14 protein-coding genes and 1 pseudogene are annotated in these 18,707 nt (G+C 71.3%); 14 read left to right on the top strand and 1 reads right to left on the bottom strand.

Annotation, left to right across the window (positions count from 1 at the left end):
- Positions 1-204 precede the first annotated feature (204 nt).
- The 9 genes from ACFV1J_RS35425 to ACFV1J_RS35385 all read left to right on the top strand — a co-directional run bounded on the left by ACFV1J_RS35425 (position 205) and on the right by ACFV1J_RS35385 (position 11,685).
- Positions 205-1,659, top strand: a complete 1,455-nt coding sequence (locus ACFV1J_RS35425) for a peptidoglycan D,D-transpeptidase FtsI family protein (RefSeq protein WP_385865244.1) — start codon at positions 205-207, stop codon at positions 1,657-1,659.
- Between the two features lie 91 nt (positions 1,660-1,750).
- Positions 1,751-3,265, top strand: a complete 1,515-nt coding sequence (locus ACFV1J_RS35420) for a bifunctional folylpolyglutamate synthase/dihydrofolate synthase (protein WP_385865242.1) — start codon at positions 1,751-1,753, stop codon at positions 3,263-3,265.
- A gap of 2 nt (positions 3,266-3,267) precedes the next feature.
- A complete protein-coding gene (locus ACFV1J_RS35415; RefSeq protein WP_385865241.1) occupies positions 3,268-3,588 on the top strand; it encodes a DUF4233 domain-containing protein in 321 nt (106 codons plus the stop codon).
- Between the two features lie 1,068 nt (positions 3,589-4,656).
- On the top strand, positions 4,657-5,070 hold the full coding sequence (ndk, locus tag ACFV1J_RS35410) for a nucleoside-diphosphate kinase (protein WP_385865239.1): 414 nt from the start codon (positions 4,657-4,659) through the stop codon (positions 5,068-5,070).
- Positions 5,071-5,364: 294 nt separating this feature from the next.
- A complete protein-coding gene (locus ACFV1J_RS35405; RefSeq protein WP_003985182.1) occupies positions 5,365-6,384 on the top strand; it encodes a rod shape-determining protein in 1,020 nt (339 codons plus the stop codon).
- A 290-nt stretch (positions 6,385-6,674) separates the two neighbouring features.
- On the top strand, positions 6,675-7,607 hold the full coding sequence (gene mreC, locus ACFV1J_RS35400; RefSeq protein WP_385865236.1) for a rod shape-determining protein MreC: 933 nt from the start codon (positions 6,675-6,677) through the stop codon (positions 7,605-7,607).
- A gap of 3 nt (positions 7,608-7,610) precedes the next feature.
- Positions 7,611-8,327, top strand: coding sequence for a rod shape-determining protein MreD (gene mreD / locus ACFV1J_RS35395; RefSeq protein WP_385865234.1), 717 nt, complete (start codon positions 7,611-7,613; stop codon positions 8,325-8,327).
- Positions 8,324-10,474, top strand: a complete 2,151-nt coding sequence (gene mrdA, locus ACFV1J_RS35390) for a penicillin-binding protein 2 (RefSeq protein ID WP_385865232.1) — start codon at positions 8,324-8,326, stop codon at positions 10,472-10,474. The genes mreD and mrdA overlap by 4 nt, the downstream gene beginning before the upstream one ends.
- Complete coding sequence (locus ACFV1J_RS35385) at positions 10,471-11,685, top strand: FtsW/RodA/SpoVE family cell cycle protein (protein ID WP_385865230.1); 1,215 nt, start codon at positions 10,471-10,473, stop codon at positions 11,683-11,685. The genes mrdA and ACFV1J_RS35385 overlap by 4 nt, the downstream gene beginning before the upstream one ends.
- Before the next feature lie 25 nt (positions 11,686-11,710).
- On the opposite strand, the gene ACFV1J_RS35380 is transcribed toward ACFV1J_RS35385, so the two are convergent.
- Complete coding sequence (locus tag ACFV1J_RS35380; protein WP_385865228.1) at positions 11,711-12,181, bottom strand: ATP-binding protein; 471 nt, start codon at positions 12,179-12,181, stop codon at positions 11,711-11,713.
- 186 nt (positions 12,182-12,367) lie between these two features.
- Between ACFV1J_RS35380 and ACFV1J_RS35375 the strand changes: the two genes are divergently transcribed.
- From ACFV1J_RS35375 to ACFV1J_RS35355, 5 genes and pseudogenes are all read left to right on the top strand, one after another.
- On the top strand, positions 12,368-13,963 hold the full coding sequence (locus ACFV1J_RS35375; RefSeq protein ID WP_385865226.1) for a CHAD domain-containing protein: 1,596 nt from the start codon (positions 12,368-12,370) through the stop codon (positions 13,961-13,963).
- A gap of 199 nt (positions 13,964-14,162) precedes the next feature.
- Positions 14,163-16,085 (top strand): TIGR03960 family B12-binding radical SAM protein, encoded by a 1,923-nt coding sequence (locus ACFV1J_RS35370; RefSeq protein WP_385865224.1) that lies wholly within the window; start codon positions 14,163-14,165, stop codon positions 16,083-16,085.
- A 76-nt stretch (positions 16,086-16,161) separates the two neighbouring features.
- Positions 16,162-16,761 carry a GNAT family N-acetyltransferase gene (locus ACFV1J_RS35365; RefSeq protein WP_385865221.1) on the top strand — a complete coding sequence of 200 codons (600 nt, stop codon included), beginning with the start codon at positions 16,162-16,164 and terminating at the stop codon, positions 16,759-16,761.
- 134 nt (positions 16,762-16,895) lie between these two features.
- Positions 16,896-17,696 carry a TIGR03936 family radical SAM-associated protein gene (locus ACFV1J_RS35360; protein ID WP_385865219.1) on the top strand — a complete coding sequence of 267 codons (801 nt, stop codon included), beginning with the start codon at positions 16,896-16,898 and terminating at the stop codon, positions 17,694-17,696.
- Positions 17,697-17,920: 224 nt separating this feature from the next.
- Positions 17,921-18,707, top strand: a pseudogene (locus ACFV1J_RS35355) (ribonuclease E/G); the annotation flags it as partial.

Here is an 18,707-nt window from a genome sequence, read left to right as displayed (position 1 = left end):
GCCGCCCCCGGTACGTGCGGGGCGCCGCAGCAGCCCGCTGGGGAAGAGGGCGGAGTGGGGCGGAAAGTTGTCCCGGCCGGGCAGGTCGGGCCGATTCGGCCCGTTAAGACCGTTCTCATCGCGCTCTCATGAAGCCGAGGCACGGTGGACCGGATTGCCGGAGTCCGGCGGCAACCGCCCGTCCCGTCCCAGGAGCCGCGTCCCATGAACAAGCCACTGCGCCGGGCCTCGGTGTTCTGCCTCGCCCTGATACTCGCGCTGATGGGCTGGGTCACCTGGATCCAGGGCGCGAAGGCCGGCGACTACAAGGAGGACTCGCACAACCCGCGGGTGGCCATCGGCAAGTACGCGGCGCCGCTGGGCAACATCCTCGTCGGCGGTGAGCCGGTCACCGGCTCCGCCGCCACCTCTTCCACCCTCAAGTACAAGCGCACCTACAAGGACGGCCCGCTCTACGCCCCGGTGACCGGCTTCACCTCGCAGATCTTCGGCAGCAACCAACTGGAGAGCCTCTACGGCGACCTCCTCGACGGCTCCGACAGCCGGCTGCAGAGCCCCGCCGACGCGCTGACCCGCACCCGTGCCAAGGGCGGCGACGTCGCCACCACCGTCGATGCCGCCGTGCAGAAGGCCGGCTATCGGGCGCTGGACGGCAAGAAGGGCGCCGCCGTCGCCCTCGACCCGGCCACCGGGCGGATCCTCGGCATGGTCAGCACCCCGTCGTACGACCCGGGGACGTTCGCCGGGTCCGCCGCCGCCGACCAGAAGGCGTGGCGGAAGATGTCCGGCGACGGGGACCACCCCGAGGTCAACCGGGCCCTGCGGCAGCCGCTGCCGCCCGGCTCCACCTTCAAGCTGGTGGTCGCCGCGGCCGCGCTGGAGAACGGCCTGTACTCCTCGGTCGACGAGCACACCGACAGCCCCGACCCGTACCCCCTCCCGCACACCCGCACCACGCTGAAGAACGAGAACGCCGCCGCGCCCTGCAAGAACGCCACCCTCCGCACCGCGCTGCGGTACTCCTGCAACACCGTGTTCGCGAAGATGGCCGTCGACCTGGGCAAGGACAAGGTCAAGGCGCAGGCCGAGAAGTTCGGCTTCAACGACGGCAAGGTGGACACCCCGGTACGCGCCGCCAAGAGCGTCTACCCGGACGACATGGACGCCGCGCAGACCGCGCTGTCGGGGATCGGCCAGTTCAACGACCAGGCGACCCCGCTCCAGATGGCGATGGTCACCGCCGCGATCGCCCACGGCGGCGAGCTGAGGACCCCGCGGCTGATCGACCGGCTGACCGACGGCGGCGGCAACACCGTCCAGCAGAACGAGCCGACGGCGTACCGGGACGGCCGCACCATGTCGGCCCGCACCGCCGCCCAGCTGCGGTCCGCGATGCAGACGGTGGTGGACGAGGGCACCGGCTCGAACGCGAAGATCGGCGGACTGACCGTCGGCGGCAAGACCGGCACCGCCCAGCACGGCGTCGACAACAGCGGGACGCCCTACGCCTGGTTCGTCTCGTACGCGGAGGACAGCAACGGGCACCAGGTGGCGGTGGCCGTGATGGTCGAGGACGGCCACGCCGCCCGCAACGAGGTCTCCGGCAACGGCCTGGCGGGCCCGGTGGCGCGGGCGATGATGAAGGCGGCACTGGGGTAGCGGGGGAGTTCCCGGCGGGCGTGCGCGGCGCGCGGCGGGCGGTGGGCAGCGCAGCGCCGCGCTGTCACAGGTGCCTCGTAGACTTGTCGTCGTGAGCGAGCGCCCCCGAAACGACGACCCCGACCCGACCGACGCCTTCGACGAACTGGTCGAGGCCGAGACCGACAGAGACCCCGACCTGGCGGTGATCGAGGCCGGCAGCCGGACCTTGCGCGCCCAGGCGGGACCGCCGCAGGGGGACCCGATCCCCGCCCGGCCGGCCGATCCCGAGGTCGACCGCGCGCTGCGGGCCGTCGAGGAGGAGCTGGCCGGCCGCTGGGGCGAGACCAAGCTCGACCCGTCGGTGCAGCGGATCGAGGCGCTTCTGGACGTCCTCGGCTCCCCCCAGCGGGCGTACCCGTCCATCCACATCACCGGCACGAACGGCAAGACCAGCACCGCCCGCATGATCGAGGCGCTGCTGGGCGCCTTCGACCTGCGCACCGGCCGGTACACCAGCCCGCACGTCCAGTCGGTCACCGAGCGGATCAGCCTGGACGGCAGCCCGGTCTCCGCCGAGCGCTTCATCGAGACCTACCGGGACATCGCGCCCTACCTGGAGATGGTCGACGCCCAGCAGGAGTACCGCCTGTCGTTCTTCGAGGTGCTGACGGCCATGGCCTTCGCCGCCTTCGCGGACGCTCCGGTGGACGTCGCGGTCGTCGAGGTCGGCATGGGCGGCACCTGGGACGCGACGAACGTGATCGACGGCGATGTCGCCGTGGTCACCCCCATCTCCCTCGACCACACCGACCGGCTCGGCGAGACGCCCGAGCAGATCGCCGGTGAGAAGTCCGGGATCATCAAGAAGGACGCCACGGTCGTGCTGGCCCAGCAGCCGGTGGACGCGGCGTCGGTGATGCTCAAGCGCGCGGTCGAGGTGGACGCCACGGTCGCCCGTGAGGGCATGGAGTTCGGGGTGCTCTCCCGTGAGGTCGCGGTCGGCGGGCAGATGCTGACGCTGCGCGGGCTGGGCGGCGAGTACCCGGAGATCTTCCTCCCGCTGTACGGCGCCCACCAGGCGCACAACGCCGCGGTGGCGCTCGCCGCGGTCGAGGCGTTCTTCGGCGTCGGCTCGGACCACGCCCGCACCCTCGACCTCGACACCATCCGCTCCGCGTTCGCCGCGGTCGCCTCGCCGGGCCGGATGGAGGTCGTCCGCCGCAGCCCCACGGTGGTGCTGGACGCCGCGCACAACCCCGCGGGAGCCCGGGCCGCGGCCGAGGCGGTCACCGAGGCGTTCGGCTTCAGCCGGCTGGTCGGCGTGGTCGGCACCAGCGACGACAAGGACGTCCGCGGCTTTCTGGAGGCGTTCGAGCCGATCTTCGCCGAGGTCGTGGTGACGCGTAATTCCAGCCATCGTGCGATGGATCCGGACGAGCTGGCGGCCGTCGCGGTGGAGGTCTTCGGCGCCGAACGGGTCCAGGTCGAACCGCGGCTCGACGACGCCCTGGAGGCGGCGATCACCCTCGCGGAGGAGGAGGGCGAGTTCTCCGGTGCGGGCGTGCTGGTGACCGGCTCGGTGATCACGGTCGGCGAGGCCCGGCTGCTGATGGGGAGGAGCTGATCATGCGCACGCTCTGCGCGAGCACTCTGATAGGCGAATTCTTCGTGATCGGCTTCGCCGGCCTGGTCGCGATGCAGCTGACGGACATCCCGACGGCCACGATCTGGACGGTCAGCGGCATCGCAATGCTGCTCAGCATCCTGCTGTGCGGCATGTTGACCCGCCCCGGCGGCGTCCAGCTCGGCTGGGCCCTCCAGATCGCCCTCATCGCCAGCGGCTTCGTCATCCCCACGATGTTCTTCCTCGGCGCGATCTTCGCCGCCCTGTGGTGGGCCTCGGTCCACTTCGGCCGCAAGGTGGACGCCGCGAAAGCGGCTGCCTGACTCCCCACGTACCTGGCTTTCCCGCCGCGGGTCGTCTCGCCGTTCCGCTGCGCTTTGCGGCGCCCCGTACGTACCTGGCCGTCCCGCCGCGGGGCGTCTCGCCGTCGCCGCTGTGCGGCGCCCTGCACGTACCCGTCTGCGGCGCCGCGGGGCTGGTTCGCCGTTGCGCTGCGCTTTGCGGCGCCTCGTACGTACCTGGCTGTCTCGCCGGGGGCTGGTTCGCCGTTGTGCTGCGCTTTGCGGCGCCGCGTACGTTGTCGGCTGTCCCGCCGTTGGGCTTGGTCGCCGTTGCGCCTGGCGGCGGGCGTTTGTTTGTCGGGTGCGGTGCCGGCCCTCCAGACTTCGTCCTCCGGTCCAGCTCCTCCCGTTGGTGGGGGGTGGGAGGCCGGTGGGGGCGGGCGTTGTCGTTTGGCGGTTTCTCGTGTCGTGCAGTGTCTTGTGTCGTGCGGTGTGGGGAATTCCGCGCCGGCCGGTCGAGTTGAGGCTCTGCCGGGGGCGTGCGTACCCCTTACGGGATCTGTTCGACCCTCCCCTACGGGACCGCCGACCCCCACGTCCACCCCTACCCACCCTTCTCCCTCCCTCAACGGGAGGGGACGGGCCGGAGGGGTCGGTTGTGTGGACGTAAAGCGAAGCAGTCCACACAACCGGCCCCGGAGGACCGTCACCGCACCCACCACAACCCAGCCCGCCGCAGGCGCAACGGCGACCAAGATCCGCGGCGCCGCAGACAGGTGCGTGGGAGGCGCCGCAAAGCGCGCAACGGCGAGACGCCCCGCGGCGCCGCAGACGGGTACGTACGGGGCGCCGCAAAGCGCAACGGCGAACAACAACCGCGGCGCCGCAGACAGGTACGTACGGCGTGCCGCAAAGCGCAACGGCCCCGCGGCGCCGCAGACAGGTACGTGGGACACGCAGCAAAGCGCAGCGGAACGGCGAGAAACCACCGCGGCGGGACAGACAGGTACGTGGGAGGCCCCGCCAAGCGCAGCGCCCCGCGGCCGGACAGCCAGGTACGTGGGGGTAGCCTCAAACGCACTGCTACCCGCACCCCCAAGGAGCCGTACCGTGAGCCAGCGCACCCTCGTCCTTCTCAAGCCCGACGCCGTCCAGCGCGGTCTGATCGGCGAGATCATCGGCCGGATCGAGCGGAAGGCCGGCTGGACGATCAGCGCGCTGGAGCTGCGCACCCTCGACCGGGCCATCCTGGAGCAGCACTACGCCGAGCACGTCGGCCGGGAGTTCTACGAGCCGCTGGTCGCGTTCATGTCCTCCGGCCCGGTCGTCGCGATGGTCGTCGAGGGGGAGCGGGTGATCGAGGGCGTGCGTGCGCTGGCCGGTCCGACTGACCCGATTGCCGCGCCGAGTGGGTCCATTCGTGGGGACTTCGGAACGATCACCCGGGAGAATCTGATCCATGCCTCGGATTCCGAAGAGTCCGCCGAGCGCGAGATCAAGATTTTCTTCCCCGGTATTTCCTGACGTTTCATCAGCTGTACACCCCTCGTGACCAGGGGCGACCGACAAATTCATCGGTCGCCCTTTGGTGTATGCGACACGATCGGGGGAACGCATCACCGCGACACGACGTCACCATTGAGGGGGGCGGGTACGTGTACGGCTGACAATGGCGGAACAGCCTCCCGACGTGTTCGAGTGGGTGCACTACGAACTACGATGGAGGCTTCCGCGCCGTACAGCGCATCACCTCCTGCCGACCTCCAGTAAGCATTCGCTCCAGTTGGGAAGGCCAGACGTATCCTCATGGGGAACAACATGTCGTTCATCGGCCGTGACATGGCTGTCGACCTCGGGACCGCCAACACGCTGGTGTACGTCAGGGGCCGCGGAATCGTCCTCAACGAACCGTCGGTCGTGGCCATCAACACCAACACCGGCGGCATCCTCGCGGTGGGCGCAGAGGCGAAGAAGATGATCGGGCGCACGCCCGGCAACATCGTCGCCGTACGGCCCCTGAAGGACGGTGTGATCGCCGACTTCGAGATCACCGAGCGGATGCTCCGCTACTTCATCCTGAAGATCCACAAGCGTCGTTACCTGGCCCGGCCGCGCGTCGTGGTCTGCGTTCCCTCCGGTATCACGGGAGTTGAGCGCCGCGCGGTCATCGAGGCGTCGACCCAGGCCGGCGCGCGCCAGGTGCACATCATCGAGGAGCCGATGGCCGCCGCCATCGGGTCCGGTCTGCCGGTCCACGAGGCCACCGGCAACATGGTCGTGGACATCGGCGGCGGTACGACCGAGGTCGCCGTCATCTCGCTCGGCGGGATCGTCACCGCCCAGTCGATCCGGGTGGCCGGCGACGAGCTCGACAACGCGATCATCCAGCACATCAAGAAGGAGTACAGCCTCCTGCTGGGCGAGCGCACCGCCGAGAGCATCAAGATCACCATCGGTTCGGCGTACGACCTGGAGCAGGACGAGCACACCGAGATCCGCGGCCGCGACCTGGTCTCCGGCCTGCCCAAGACCGTGGTCATCTCGGCCGCCGAGGTCCGCAAGGCCATCGAGGAACCGGTCAACTCCATCGTCGACGCGGTCAAGACGACCCTCGACAAGTGCCCGCCGGAGCTGTCCGGTGACGTCATGGACCGCGGCATCGTGCTCACCGGAGGCGGCGCCCTGCTCCGCGGCCTCGACGAGCGGCTGCGCCGCGAGACCGGCATGCCCATCCACATCGCCGAGGACCCGCTGGACTCGGTGGCCCTCGGTTCCGGCAAGTGCGTGGAGGAGTTCGAGGCGCTGCAGCAGGTCCTCGACTCCCAGCCGCGCAGGTAACACCCCGGTTCCCGGCCCCGCCGCGGTCGCCCCGCGGCGTCCGCGGCGGTCGGGCACCATGGCGAGTGCGGCCCGTCCGCCCGGCGGACCGCGACGTTCCGGCGGTCCCGGTCGTCGACCGGGATCGTTGCGGCGAATCGCTGATATACAGGCACAACATCCCGACAGACACGGTGCCCTGACGCTTCACCACCGGGCCCGTCACAGCAAGGCACAACGCTCAACTCCCGAACGAGACCGGCGGGGCCCGCAGCCGGCCGGTCCTACGAGGAAGGACACGGCCGCCGCACGTGAGGGACACACGAGAGAGCCGGCTGCTGCTGGTGCTGTTGGTCGCGATCGCGTTCGCGCTGATCACGGTCGACATCCGCGGCGGCGAACAGTCCCCGCTCGATGGCGCCCGACAGGCCGCGGCCGCCGCCTTCGGGCCGGTCGAGGCCGGTGTCGCCCGCGTCGTCGACCCGGTCGGCAACGCCGTCAGCGCCGTACGGGACTCCGGCCGGCGGCACAACAGGATCGCCCAGCTGCAGCACGAGAACGAGGCACTGAAGGCCAAGCTCGGCTCCTCGGACCGCAACCGCAACCGGGCCGCGGAACTCGACAAGATCCTCAAGACCGCCGGCACCGGCCAGTACGCCATCAAGGGCGCCCAGGTCATCGCCGTCGGCTCGGCCCAGGGCTTCTCCTGGACCATCACCATCGACGCCGGCAGCCGCGACGGCATCGCCCGCGACATGACCGTCCTCAACGGCGACGGACTGGTCGGCCGGGTCACCACCGTCGGCCCGGACACCTCCACCGTCCTGCTGGCCGCCGACCCCGACTTCACCGTCGGCACCCGCATGGAGAAGACCAACGAGATCGGCTTCGCCAACGGGCAGGGCGTCCGCTCGCTGCGCGTCCAGCTGCTCAACGGCCGGGCCACCGTCAAGAAGGGCGACCGCCTGGTCACCTTCGGCTCCAGCAAGGACAAGCCCTTCGTCCCCGGCGTGCCGGTCGGCCGGGTCGTCCGGGTCGAGCCCTCCAACGGCGATCTGACCCGCACCCTCCAGGTCCGGCCGTTCGTCTCCTTCTCCCAGCTCGACATCGTCGGCGTCGTCGTGCAGCCGCCCCGCCAGGACCCGCGGGACACCGTCCTGCCGCCCGCGCCGGCCAAGCCCAAGCCGACGCCGACGGTCACCGTCACGGCCACGCCCTCCGCGAGCGCCTCACCCAGGAGCTGACCGATGCGCATCAACCGGATCCTGCTCTCGGCCCCGCTGGTGGTCGTCGCCCTCATCATCCAGGTCAGTCTCCTCGGCAGACTCCAACTGCCCGGCGCCGTACCGGACCTGCTGCTGCTCGTGGTGCTCGGCCTGGCACTGGTCTACGGCCATGTCGCCGGCTCGCTCATCGGCTTCTTCGCCGGGCTGCTGGCCGACCTGGCCCCGCCGTCCGACCACGCCATCGGCCGCTACGCGCTGGTCCTGTGCGTCATCGGCTACATCGCCGGGCTGACCAAACCGGACTCCGGCCAGCACCGTTCGGCGACCCTGCCGCTGATGGTCGTCATCGGCGCCGCGATCGGCTCGACCCTGATGTACGCCGGCGTCGGCTCGCTCGTCGGCGACACCGCCGCCCGGCACGTCGGCCTGGTCGGACTGCTGCTCAGCGCCACCCTGTACGACCTGCTGCTGGCGCCGTTCACGGTTCCGCTGGTGATGTCGCTGGCCCGCCGTACCGAGCACGACTCGGTGGTCGGCGACGGTTCCCCCAGCCCCAGCGGCACCGCCACCCGTGACTCCGCGTACGGCTGGCTCACCACCGGCACCGGGCTCAAGGCCAGCCGCGGCGCCATGAAGTCGGTCCGCACCAAGGCCCACATCGGCAGCCAGCGCGGCGGGCTGCTCGGCAAGTCGGCCCGCGACAAGGCCGGCCGGATCAAGGGGGTCAAGCGGCTGTGACCCATCTGCCCGAAACCCGCACGTCGCGGGTGACCGTCCGGCTCATCGCCATCCAGATCCTGGTCTTCTCCCTGCTGCTCACGCTCGGCGGCCGGCTCTGGTACCTGCAGATCCGCAACGGCCAGGAGTACGCCACCGAGGCGCGCAACAACCACGTCCAGCAGGTCGTCGACCCCGCCACCCGCGGCTCCATCCTCGACGCGCGCGGCGTGCCGCTGGCCGACAACCAGACCCGGCTGGTCGTCTCCGCCAGCCGCACCGACCTGCTGAAGATGAAGGACGACGGCAAGGCCGTGCTCGGCCGGCTCGCCAAGGTGCTCGGCATGTCGGAGCAGGAGATCCGCAACAAGGTCCGGCTCTGCGACTCCAAGACCCCGCAGCCCTGCTGGAACGGCTCGCCGTACCAGCCGATCCCGATCACCGACGAGGCCACCACCCAGCAGGCCCTGCAGATCCGCGAGCGGTCCGAGGACTTCCCCGGCATCACCGCCGAGCCCACCGCCGTCCGCCGCTACCCGGCCCCCGTCGGCGCCAACACCGCGCAGGTGCTCGGCTATCTCTCGCCGGTCACCGACGAGGAGATCAACAAGGCCAAGAACACCAGCTCACCGCTGCTCCGCTCGGACCAGATCGGCCGCTCCGGCCTGGAGCGCACCTACGACAAGTACCTGCGCGGCAAGGCCGCCGTCACCCGCTACGAGGTCGACAACCTCGGCCGGGTCATCGGCCAGGCCAAGAGCGAGAAGGGCCAGGCGGGTTCGTCGATAGTCACCAGCATCGACGCCCGGGTGCAGGCGCTGGCGGAGAAGCAGCTGGACCAGGCCATGAAGGACGCCCGTAAGGTCAACGACAAGAACACCGGCACCAACTACAAGGCGGACTCCGGCGCCGTCGTCGTCATGGAGGCCAAGACCGGCCGGGTGGTGGCGATGGCCTCCAACCCCAGCTACGACCCCAACGCCTGGGTCGGCGGCATCTCGGGCAAGGACTACGCCCGCCTCACCGGCAAGGACTCCAACTACCCGCTGCTGAACCGCGCCATCCAGGGGCAGGCCGCCCCCGGCTCGATCTTCAAGGTCATCTCGACCACGGCGGCGGTCAACGCGGGCTACGACTTCAACGGCCACTACCCCTGCACCAGCTCGTACAGCATCGGCGGCCAGGTCTTCCGGAACTTCGAGGGCGAGGGCCACGGCGACATCAGCCTGGGCCGGGCGCTGGAGGTCTCCTGCGACACCGTCTTCTACCGGCTGTCGCACGAGGAGTGGAAGAAGGACGGCGGCGACAAGCCGAAGAAGGACCCCAACGACTGGTTCTACCGGACCGCCCACCAGTTCGGACTCGGCAAGGAGACCGGCATCGACCTCCCCAACGAGGTCAACGGCCGGGTCCCCGACCGCCGCTGGAAGCACAACTTCTGGAAGGCCAACAAGGACGGCTGGTGCCGGCAGGCCAAGGCCTGGCCGAAGAAGAAGGACTACACCACCAAGCTCGCCCGTGAGGGCTGCCTCGAAGGCATGAAGCTGCACGCCTACGACTCGATCAACTACGCCATCGGCCAGGGCGACACCCTCGTCACCCCGATCCAGATGGCGACCATCTACGCCGCGATCAGCAACGGCGGCACGCTCTACAACCCGACCGTGGGCAAGGCGATCGTCAGCCCCGACGGCAAGCACATCCAGATGATCAAGCCGCGGGCGCACGGCAAGCTGCCGGACAGCCCGCACACCCTCAAGCAGATCGACTCCGCACTGGCCGGCGTCGCCACCCGCGGTACCGCCGCCTGGCGCTTCCAGGGCTGGCCGCAGGACAAGATCCCGATGCACGCCAAGACCGGTACCGCCGAGGTCTACGGCAAGCAGACCACCTCGTGGTTCGCGACGTACACCAAGGACTACACGATCGTCATGACGATCTCCCAGGGTGGTACCGGATCCGGAGCCTCCGGTCCGGCCGTGCGCAACATCTACAACGCCCTGTACGGCATCGACGCGAAGGGCGGCATCGATCCGAAGGCCGCCCTGCTGCCCAGGCCGCAGGGCAAGCTGCCCAAGATCGAGAGCGACGGCACCATCGAGGCCCAGCCCATCAAGCCCTACGCCCCGCCGTCCCCGTCGCCCTCACCCTCGGGGAGCCCGCAGTGACCTCAAGCCACACCTCCCGGGCGTTCTCCGTCCGCCGCTACACCCCGGAACTCGGCACCTGGGGAAAACTGACGGCACGTGACTCGGTGCTGCGCAAGCTGGACTGGATACTGCTGCTGTCCTGTCTGCTGCTGTCGCTGATCGGCTCGATGCTGGTCTTCTCCGCCACCCGCAACCGCACCGAGCTCAACAAGGGCGACGAGTACTACTTCTTCCTGCACCACCTGCTCAACCTCGGCATCGGCCTGGCGCTGGCCGGCGGCACGATCTGGCTCGGCCACCGCACCCTGCGCGGCGCGATCCCGGTGCTGTACGCGCTGTCGGTGCTGCTGGCCGTACTGGTGCTGACCCCGCTCGGCGCCACCATCAACGGCTCGCGCTCGTGGCTGGCGATCCCCGGCGGATTCTCCCTCCAGCCCGCCGAGTTCGCGAAGATCACCATTTCGCTCGGCATGGCGATGATCCTGGCCTCCCGGGTCGACGCCGGTGACCGCCCGTACCCCGGCCACCGCACCGTCGTCCAGGCCCTCGGGCTGGCCGCCGTGCCCGTCGTCATCATCCTGCTGATGCCCGACCTCGGCTCGGTCATGGTGCTCGGCGCCGTCATCCTCGGCGTACTGCTCGCCTCCGGCGCGTCCAACCGATGGATCCTCGGACTGGGGAGCGCCGGCGTCGTCGGCTGCGTCGCCATCTGGCAGCTCGGGCTGCTCGACGCGTACCAGATCGCCCGCTTCGCCGCGTTCGCCAACCCGAGCCTGGACCCGGCCGGTGTCGGCTACAACACCAACCAGGCCCGGATCGCGATCGGCGGCGGCGGACTGACCGGCTCCGGGCTCTTCCACGGCAGCCAGACCACCGGCCAGTTCGTCCCCGAACAGCAGACGGACTTCATCTTCACCGTCGCCGGCGAGGAGCTGGGCTTCCTGGGCGCGGGCCTGATCATCGTCCTGCTCGGCGTCGTCCTGTGGCGCGCCTGCCGGATCGCCCGCGAGTCGACCGAGCTCTACGGCACGATCGTGGCCGCCGGCATCATCGCGTGGTTCGCCTTCCAGTCCTTCGAGAACATCGGCATGACGCTCGGCATCATGCCCGTCACCGGCCTGCCGCTGCCCTTCGTCTCCTACGGCGGCACCTCGATGTTCGCCGTCTGGATCGCCATAGGGCTGCTGCAGTCGATCCGGGTCGGCCGCCCGCTGTCGGCGTCCCGCTGACGGCGGGGCCCGGCCCCGGGCCGGGTCACCGCCCGGTGTGGAGCTCGAACCACAGCGACGCCGACCGCGGCCCGCCGGCATACGGCGTGCTGCCCCAGTCGTCGGCGAGCTCACCGGTCAGCCACAGCCCGTGATCGGCGTCCTCGGCCACCGGGTCGTACGGCGGCCGGGCCGGCGGTGGGACGGCCGGTGAGGGACGGCGGACCAGGGTCGCGTCGTGCACGCTGATCCGCAGGCCGTGCCCGGCCGTCAGCAGCCTCAGCAGGATGTCCGCCGACCGCGGGGTGCGCAGATGGGAGCGTGTGACCGCCTCCGAGGTGAGCAGCACCGCGGTGTTCAGCAGTGGGTCGAGCGGGGTGTTCCGCAGGACGGCCGCCACGAAATCGCGGGCGATCTTCGGCGTGGTGGGTTCGCTCGGCGCCGTCAGCAGGAACGGTCGGGCCCCCGCCGAGACGCGGATGGGTGACCGGGCGACGGCTGCGCTGTGGGGATGCACGGGTGTCTCCCTCCCCGAAGGGTCGAGTGAGCGCCGATCGCCACCCTGCGTGGGTGGCTAGTGACACACCGTAATCCACCTTGCCCGGCATGTGCCACCCGCCCTTCCGGATGCGGGAACGGACCACGGAGCGCGATCCTGTCCGGGAGGCTGGTCCCCCGTATGGCCGCTGGCTACATTCGAGGCATGGCGGACACCGTGCGGGAGATCGAGCGGAAATACGAGGCCGACGACGACACCCACCTGCCCGACCTGGCCGGCATCGACCGGGTCGCGACCGTGGAGGAACGCGGCACCGACAACCTGGACGCCCTCTACTACGACACCGCAGGCCAGCGCCTCGCCGCGGACGGCGTCACCCTCCGGCGGCGCACCGGCGGCCCGGACGCCGGCTGGCACCTGAAACTCCCGGTCTCACCCGGGGTGCGCGACGAGATCCGGGCGCCCCTCTCGGACGCCCCGCCCCCCGAACTGACCGCCCTGGTCCGCTCCCGGACCCGCGGCCAGGATCTGATCCCCCTCGTCCGGTTGCGGACCCGGCGGACGGTCCGGGTGCTGTGCGACGCCGCGGGCGTACCGCTCGCCGAAGTGGCGGTGGACGCGGTGACCGCACGCCGGGTGACGTTCGCGGCTCCCCCGGAGGCGACGCCCGAAGGCGCCGGCCCCATGGAGGCGCGCTGGCACGAGATCGAGGTCGAGCTGGCCGAGGGGGACGGCGCGGGGGACGCGGACACCGGGCTGCTGGACGCGATCGGCCGGGCGCTGGCCGAAGCCGGGGTACGCCCCGCCTCGGCGCCCTCCAAGCTGGCCCGGGCCCTGACCGAGACCGGCCTGCGCGCCGACGGCGCCGACGGGCACCCCGCGGATGTGCCGACCGCCCGCTCCGGCGGCACGCCGCGCACCGCCGCGGACCTCGTCCTGGACTACGCCGCCGCCCAGGTGCGGGCGATCACCGCGCTCGATCCGGCGGTCCGCCGCGACCTGCCCGATTCGGTGCACCAGATGCGGGTCGCCACCCGCCGTCTGCGCAGCGCCTTCCGCTCGTACGGCAAGGTCCTCGACCGTGCCGTCACCGACCCGATGGGCGCCGAACTGAAATGGCTGGCAGGGGAGTTGGGGGTGGACCGGGACCAGGAGGTGCTGGCCGAACGGCTCCGCGCAGGGCTGGCGGAGGTACCCCGGACGCTCCGGCTCGGCCCGGTCGCCGCCCGGCTGCAGCTGTGGTCGCAGCGCAACCGGGCCGGCGCCCGGGACCGGCTGCTCGCCGCCCTGGACGGCCCCCGCTACCTGGCCCTCCTCGACCGGCTGCACGCCCTCCTGGCGGAGCCGCCGCTGCGCGCCGCCGCCGGGCGGCCCGCTCCCGAAGCGGCCGCCCGGGCCGTCCTCAAGGACTACCGGCGACTGGCCGGCCGTATGGAGGCCGCGCTGGACGCCCCCGCCGGCCGCGGCCGGGACGAGGCGCTGCACAACGCCCGTAAGGCCGCCAAGCGGGCCCGGTACGCGGCGGAAGCGGCGCGCCCGGCGCTGGGCAAGCCGGCGAAGAAGTTCGCCAAGCGGATCAAGAAGCTGCAGCAGCTGCTCGGCGACCACCAGGACAGCGTGGTGGCCCGCGGCGCCCTCCGCGAGCTGGCCATCCAGGCCCACCGCGCCGGCGAGGGTGGCTTCACCTTCGGCCTCCTCTACGGCCGCGAGGAAGCCCTGGCCGCCGAACGCGAACGCGACCTCCCGGCCACCTGGGCGAAGGCCTCCCGGCCGGGACTGCTGGCGCGACTGGGGGCGTAACAGTACGGGTGGTCGATCGTTGTACGGGTGCACGGCTTCTCCGTCGACGCGGAGGTGATCCGGGCCTGAAGGCGACCGGTCTCGAAGAGGTAGGTTCCTCCCCGCCGCTGCGGGGGTGTTTCAAGATCGCCGTGTCATGGGGCGACGCCAAGCGGGTTACGCTTGACAGTCGCCCCTTGTCAGCCCACGAAGGTTCGAGATGTCCGAGTCGGTTTTCCCGCAACTCGAAGCTCTGCTCCCACACGTGCAGAAGCCGATCCAGTACGTCGGCGGTGAGCTCAACTCCACGGTCAAGCCGTGGGAGAGCTGCGACGTCCGCTGGGCCCTCATGTACCCCGACGCGTACGAGGTCGGGCTGCCCAACCAGGGCGTCATGATCCTCTACGAGGTCCTCAACGAGCAGGAGGGCGTGCTCGCCGAGCGCACCTACAGCGTCTGGCCGGACCTCGAAGCGCTGATGCGTGAGCACGAGGTGCCGCAGTTCACGGTCGACGCGCACCGCCCCGTCGGCGACTTCGACGTGCTCGGCGTCTCCTTCTCCACCGAGCTGGGCTACACCAACCTGCTCACCGCCCTGGACCTGGCCGGCATTCCGTTCGAGTCCAAGGACCGCACCGACGAGCACCCGCTGATCCTCGCGGGCGGCCACGCCGCCTTCAACCCCGAGCCGATCGCGGACTTCCTCGACTGCGCGGTGGTCGGCGACGGCGAGCAGGCGGTGCTGGAGATCACCGAGATCATCCGCACGTGGAAGAACGAGGGGCGCCCCGGCGGCCGCGATGAACTCCTCTTCCGTCTTGCCCGGACCGGCAGCGTCTACGTCCCCAAGTTCTACGACGTCGAGTACCTGGCCGACGGCCGGATCTCCCGCGTCGTGCCCAACCGCTCCGGCGTCCCGTGGCGGGTCTCCAAGCACACCGTCATGGACCTGGACGAGTGGCCGTACCCCAAGCAGCCGCTCGTTCCCCTCGCCGAGACCGTCCACGAGCGGATGTCGGTGGAGATCTTCCGGGGCTGCACCCGCGGCTGCCGTTTCTGCCAGGCCGGCATGATCACGCGCCCGGTGCGGGAGCGAAGCATCACCGGCATCGGCGAGATGGTCGACCGGGGCCTGAAGGCCACCGGCTTCGAAGAGGTCGGCCTGCTCTCCCTCTCCTCCGCGGACCACACCGAGATCGGCGATATCGCCAAGGGCCTCGCCGACCGGTACGAGGCAGACAAGATCGGCCTGTCGCTGCCCTCCACCCGCGTCGACGCCTTCAACATCGACCTGGCCAATGAGCTGACCCGCAACGGCCGCCGGTCCGGCCTCACCTTCGCCCCCGAGGGCGGCTCCGAGCGCATCCGCAAGGTCATCAACAAGATGGTCTCGGAGGAGGACCTGATCCGTACGGTCGCCACGGCCTACGGCAACGGCTGGCGCCAGGTGAAGCTGTACTTCATGTGCGGTCTGCCCACCGAGACCGACGACGACGTGCTGCAGATCGCCGACATGGCGACCAAGGTGATCCAGAAGGGCCGCGAGGTGTCGAAGTCCAACGACATCCGCTGCACGGTCTCCATCGGCGGCTTCGTACCCAAGCCGCACACCCCCTTCCAGTGGGCCCCGCAGCTCTCCGCCGAGGAGACCGACGCCCGCCTGGAGAAGCTCCGCGACAAGATCCGCGGCGACAAGAAGTACGGCCGCTCCATCGGCTTCCGCTACCACGACGGCAAGCCCGGCATCGTCGAGGGCCTGCTCTCCCGCGGTGACCGCCGCATCGGCGCCGTCATCCGCGCCGTCTACGAGGACGGCGGCCGCTTCGACGGCTGGCGCGAGCACTTCTCCTACGACCGCTGGATGCGGGCCGCGGAGAAGACGCTGCCGGACTTCGGCGTGGACGTCGCCTGGTACACCACCCGCGAGCGGGAGTACGAGGAGGTCCTGCCCTGGGACCACCTGGACTCCGGTCTCGACAAGGACTGGCTCTGGGAGGACTGGCAGGACGCCCTCGACGAGACCGAGGTCGAGGACTGCCGCTGGACCCCGTGCTTCGACTGTGGGGTGTGTCCGCAAATGGACACCCAGATCCAGATCGGCCCCACGGGCAAGAAGCTGCTGCCGCTGACGGTCGTCAAGTAGCCGCCGCCGTAAGGAAGTTCGGCCCGGCCCCGCGCTCGCGGTGGCCGGGCCGCGGCGTGCTCGGCACAATGATCCGATGCCCGCACCGCACCCGCCGACGTCAGGGCGGCTCGTCGCCCCCTCCGTCGAGTTCCACGACTCCTTCCTCGCCGCGATGGACGAGTTCCGCGCCGACGGCGCCGAGCAGGCTCCGCGGTCCCACCTGGCGCGCGAACTGCGGGCGTGGCGCACCCGCTGGCCGGCGCCCGAGGGGTTCGCCGCGTATGTCGCCGAGGTCGGCGGCACCGCGTACGACGAGCGCGCCGACGGCCGGGTGCCGGTGTCCACCCGGTGGTGGGTGGTGGACGGCAGCTATCTGGGCCGCGTCACCTTCCGTCACCGGCTCACCCCCTCGCTCCACACCTGGGGCGGTCACCTCGGCTACGCGGTACGCCCCGGGGCCCGGCGGCAGGGGCACGCCACCGCCATGCTGCGCGCCGCCCTGCCGATCGCCCGCGACGAGCTGGGCATCGATCCGGTGCTGGTCACCTGCGACGCGGACAACACCGGATCACGCAAGGTCATCGAGGCCTGCGGAGGGATCTTCGAGGATCAGCGGGACGAGAAGCTGCGGTACTGGATCACTGCTACGGTGCCCGCCGGCGGCGCCGGCGGCGGGTCCGGCGGGCAGGGCTGAGGGTGGCCGGACCGGCCCGTGGGGAACCTGGGGGCCGTGAGGCACGTACTCTAGGTAGCAGTACGACCCCACTCACGAAGGACTGAACGACACTGGGCAAGCGACAGCCCGAAGGCCCGCCGCCCGCACCGGCGGTGCAGCGCATCCGACTGCGCTACACCAAGCGCGGCCGCCTCCGGTTCACCAGCCACCGCGACTTCCAGCGCGCTTTCGAGCGGGCGCTGCGCCGCGCCGAGGTCCCCATGGCCTATTCGGCGGGGTTCACCCCGCACCCCAAGGTGTCGTATGCGAACGCCGCCCCGACCGGCACGGGCAGCGAGGCGGAGTATCTGGAGATCCAGCTCGCCGAGCGCCGTGACCCGGACAAGCTTCGCGAACTCCTCGACGAGTCGCTGCCGACGGGTCTCGATGTGATCGAATCGGTCGAGGCGCGCACCAGCGGCCTGGCCGACCGGTTGCAGGCCTCGGTGTGGGAGCTCCGGCTCGACGGGGTCGCCCCCGAGGCCGCAGCGAGCGCCGTCGAGGCGTTCCTCGCGGCCGACGAGGTACTGGTCGAGCGCCGTACGAAGAACGGCATGCGGACCTTCGACGCACGGGCCGCGGTGGCGCATCTGGAGGCGGCCGGTTGCCCGAGCGATAGGCCCGACGGCAATGCCTGTGCGATACTGCGGCTGGTTGTTCGGCATCTGACACCCGCCGTTCGACCCGACGACGTCCTGTCCGGCCTCCGAGCTACGGCCGACCTGGCGCCGCCGGTCCCCGCTGCGGTGACCAGGCTGGCGCAGGGGCTGCTCGATGAGGAGACCGGCGCGGTGACCGACCCGCTTGCGCCCGACCGCGACGCTGCCACGGCCGCCCCACCCACGGCCGCCGGGCAGAGTGCCGCGAAGGCGCCGGGCGGGGCCTCCCCGGCAGCCGGGGACGGTACTGCGTAGGACCGCCGTCGTCGCGTCGCCGATCAGCCAGGGCGCCACCCCGGTCCGGCAGACGCACTGACCAGGAGACTTTCGCCGGTCCCCACCCCAAAAAAGGGGCCGGCGAGCGAGACGACAGCTCCCGTGCGGCGCCCACGCCCCGGACAGCGGGTTCCGCGCTCATCACGCGGACCGCTACCGGAATCAGGCGCGGCGCCCGGGAGCGTGACGGGAGAACCGCCCGCATGCTCGAGCCCATTGAGCCCACTGAATCCACGTCGTCCCCGGACCGCGGTCCGGACGACAACCACTCACCCAGTGACACGCTGCCACCGCGACGCCGGCGCCGGGCGGCGTCCCGGCCGGCCGGTCCGCCGGTCGCCGGCGACCCCACCGCGGCCACCGTGGTGAGTACCGAGCCCGCCGCGTCGACGGCCGACCCGGCCCCCGCCGAGGAGCCCGCCGCGTCCGCGGTGAGCAGCGGCGACGAGGCCAAGCCGGCCCGTACCCGCCGCCGGGCCACCCGTAAGGCCACCGCTCCGACGGGGCCGCCGCAGCCGGCCGCCGCCGAGGCGCCCGCGGAGGCTCCGGCCGAGGCCGCTGCCCCGGCCGCCGCTGAAGTGCCCGCCGAGGCGCCGCAGGCGGAGGAGGAGGCCGCCCCGCGGCGTACCCGCCGCCGGGCGACCCGCAAGGTGACCTCGCCCACCGCCACCCCGCAGCCCGAGGCCGCCCCGGAGCCGGTCGTCGCGGAGGCGCCCGCCGCCGAGCCGGCCGAGGAAGAGGAGGCCGAGGAGACCGTGCCGGTCGCCGAGGAGGCCCCGGCCGTCGAGGAGCCCACCAAGCCGGCCCGTACGCGTCGCCGGGCGACCCGTAAGGCCACCGCTCCGGCCGGTGCCCCCCAGGCGGCGGAGGAGCCGGTCGAGGCCCCGGCCGCGCCGGCCGCCGCCGAGGAGGCGCCCGCACCCACGGAGGCCGTCGAGGAGCCCACCAAGCCGGCTCGTACGCGTCGCCGGGCCACCCGTAAGGCCACCG

Source organism: Streptomyces sp. NPDC059649, assembly GCF_042734445.1.
Lineage (GTDB): Bacteria > Actinomycetota > Actinomycetes > Streptomycetales > Streptomycetaceae > Streptomyces.
This window is presented reverse-complemented; position numbering and strand designations above follow the sequence as displayed.

Coding starts and splice junctions, on each gene's coding strand:
- ACFV1J_RS35425 (WP_385865244.1), top strand. CDS start 205: ATGAACAAGCCACTGCGCCGGGCCTCGGTGTTCTGCCTCGCCCTGATA.
- mreD (WP_385865234.1), top strand. CDS start 7,611: ATGCGCATCAACCGGATCCTGCTCTCGGCCCCGCTGGTGGTCGTCGCC.
- ACFV1J_RS35415 (WP_385865241.1), top strand. CDS start 3,268: ATGCGCACGCTCTGCGCGAGCACTCTGATAGGCGAATTCTTCGTGATC.
- ACFV1J_RS35365 (WP_385865221.1), top strand. CDS start 16,162: ATGCCCGCACCGCACCCGCCGACGTCAGGGCGGCTCGTCGCCCCCTCC.
- ACFV1J_RS35370 (WP_385865224.1), top strand. CDS start 14,163: ATGTCCGAGTCGGTTTTCCCGCAACTCGAAGCTCTGCTCCCACACGTG.
- ACFV1J_RS35405 (WP_003985182.1), top strand. CDS start 5,365: ATGTCGTTCATCGGCCGTGACATGGCTGTCGACCTCGGGACCGCCAAC.
- ACFV1J_RS35375 (WP_385865226.1), top strand. CDS start 12,368: ATGGCGGACACCGTGCGGGAGATCGAGCGGAAATACGAGGCCGACGAC.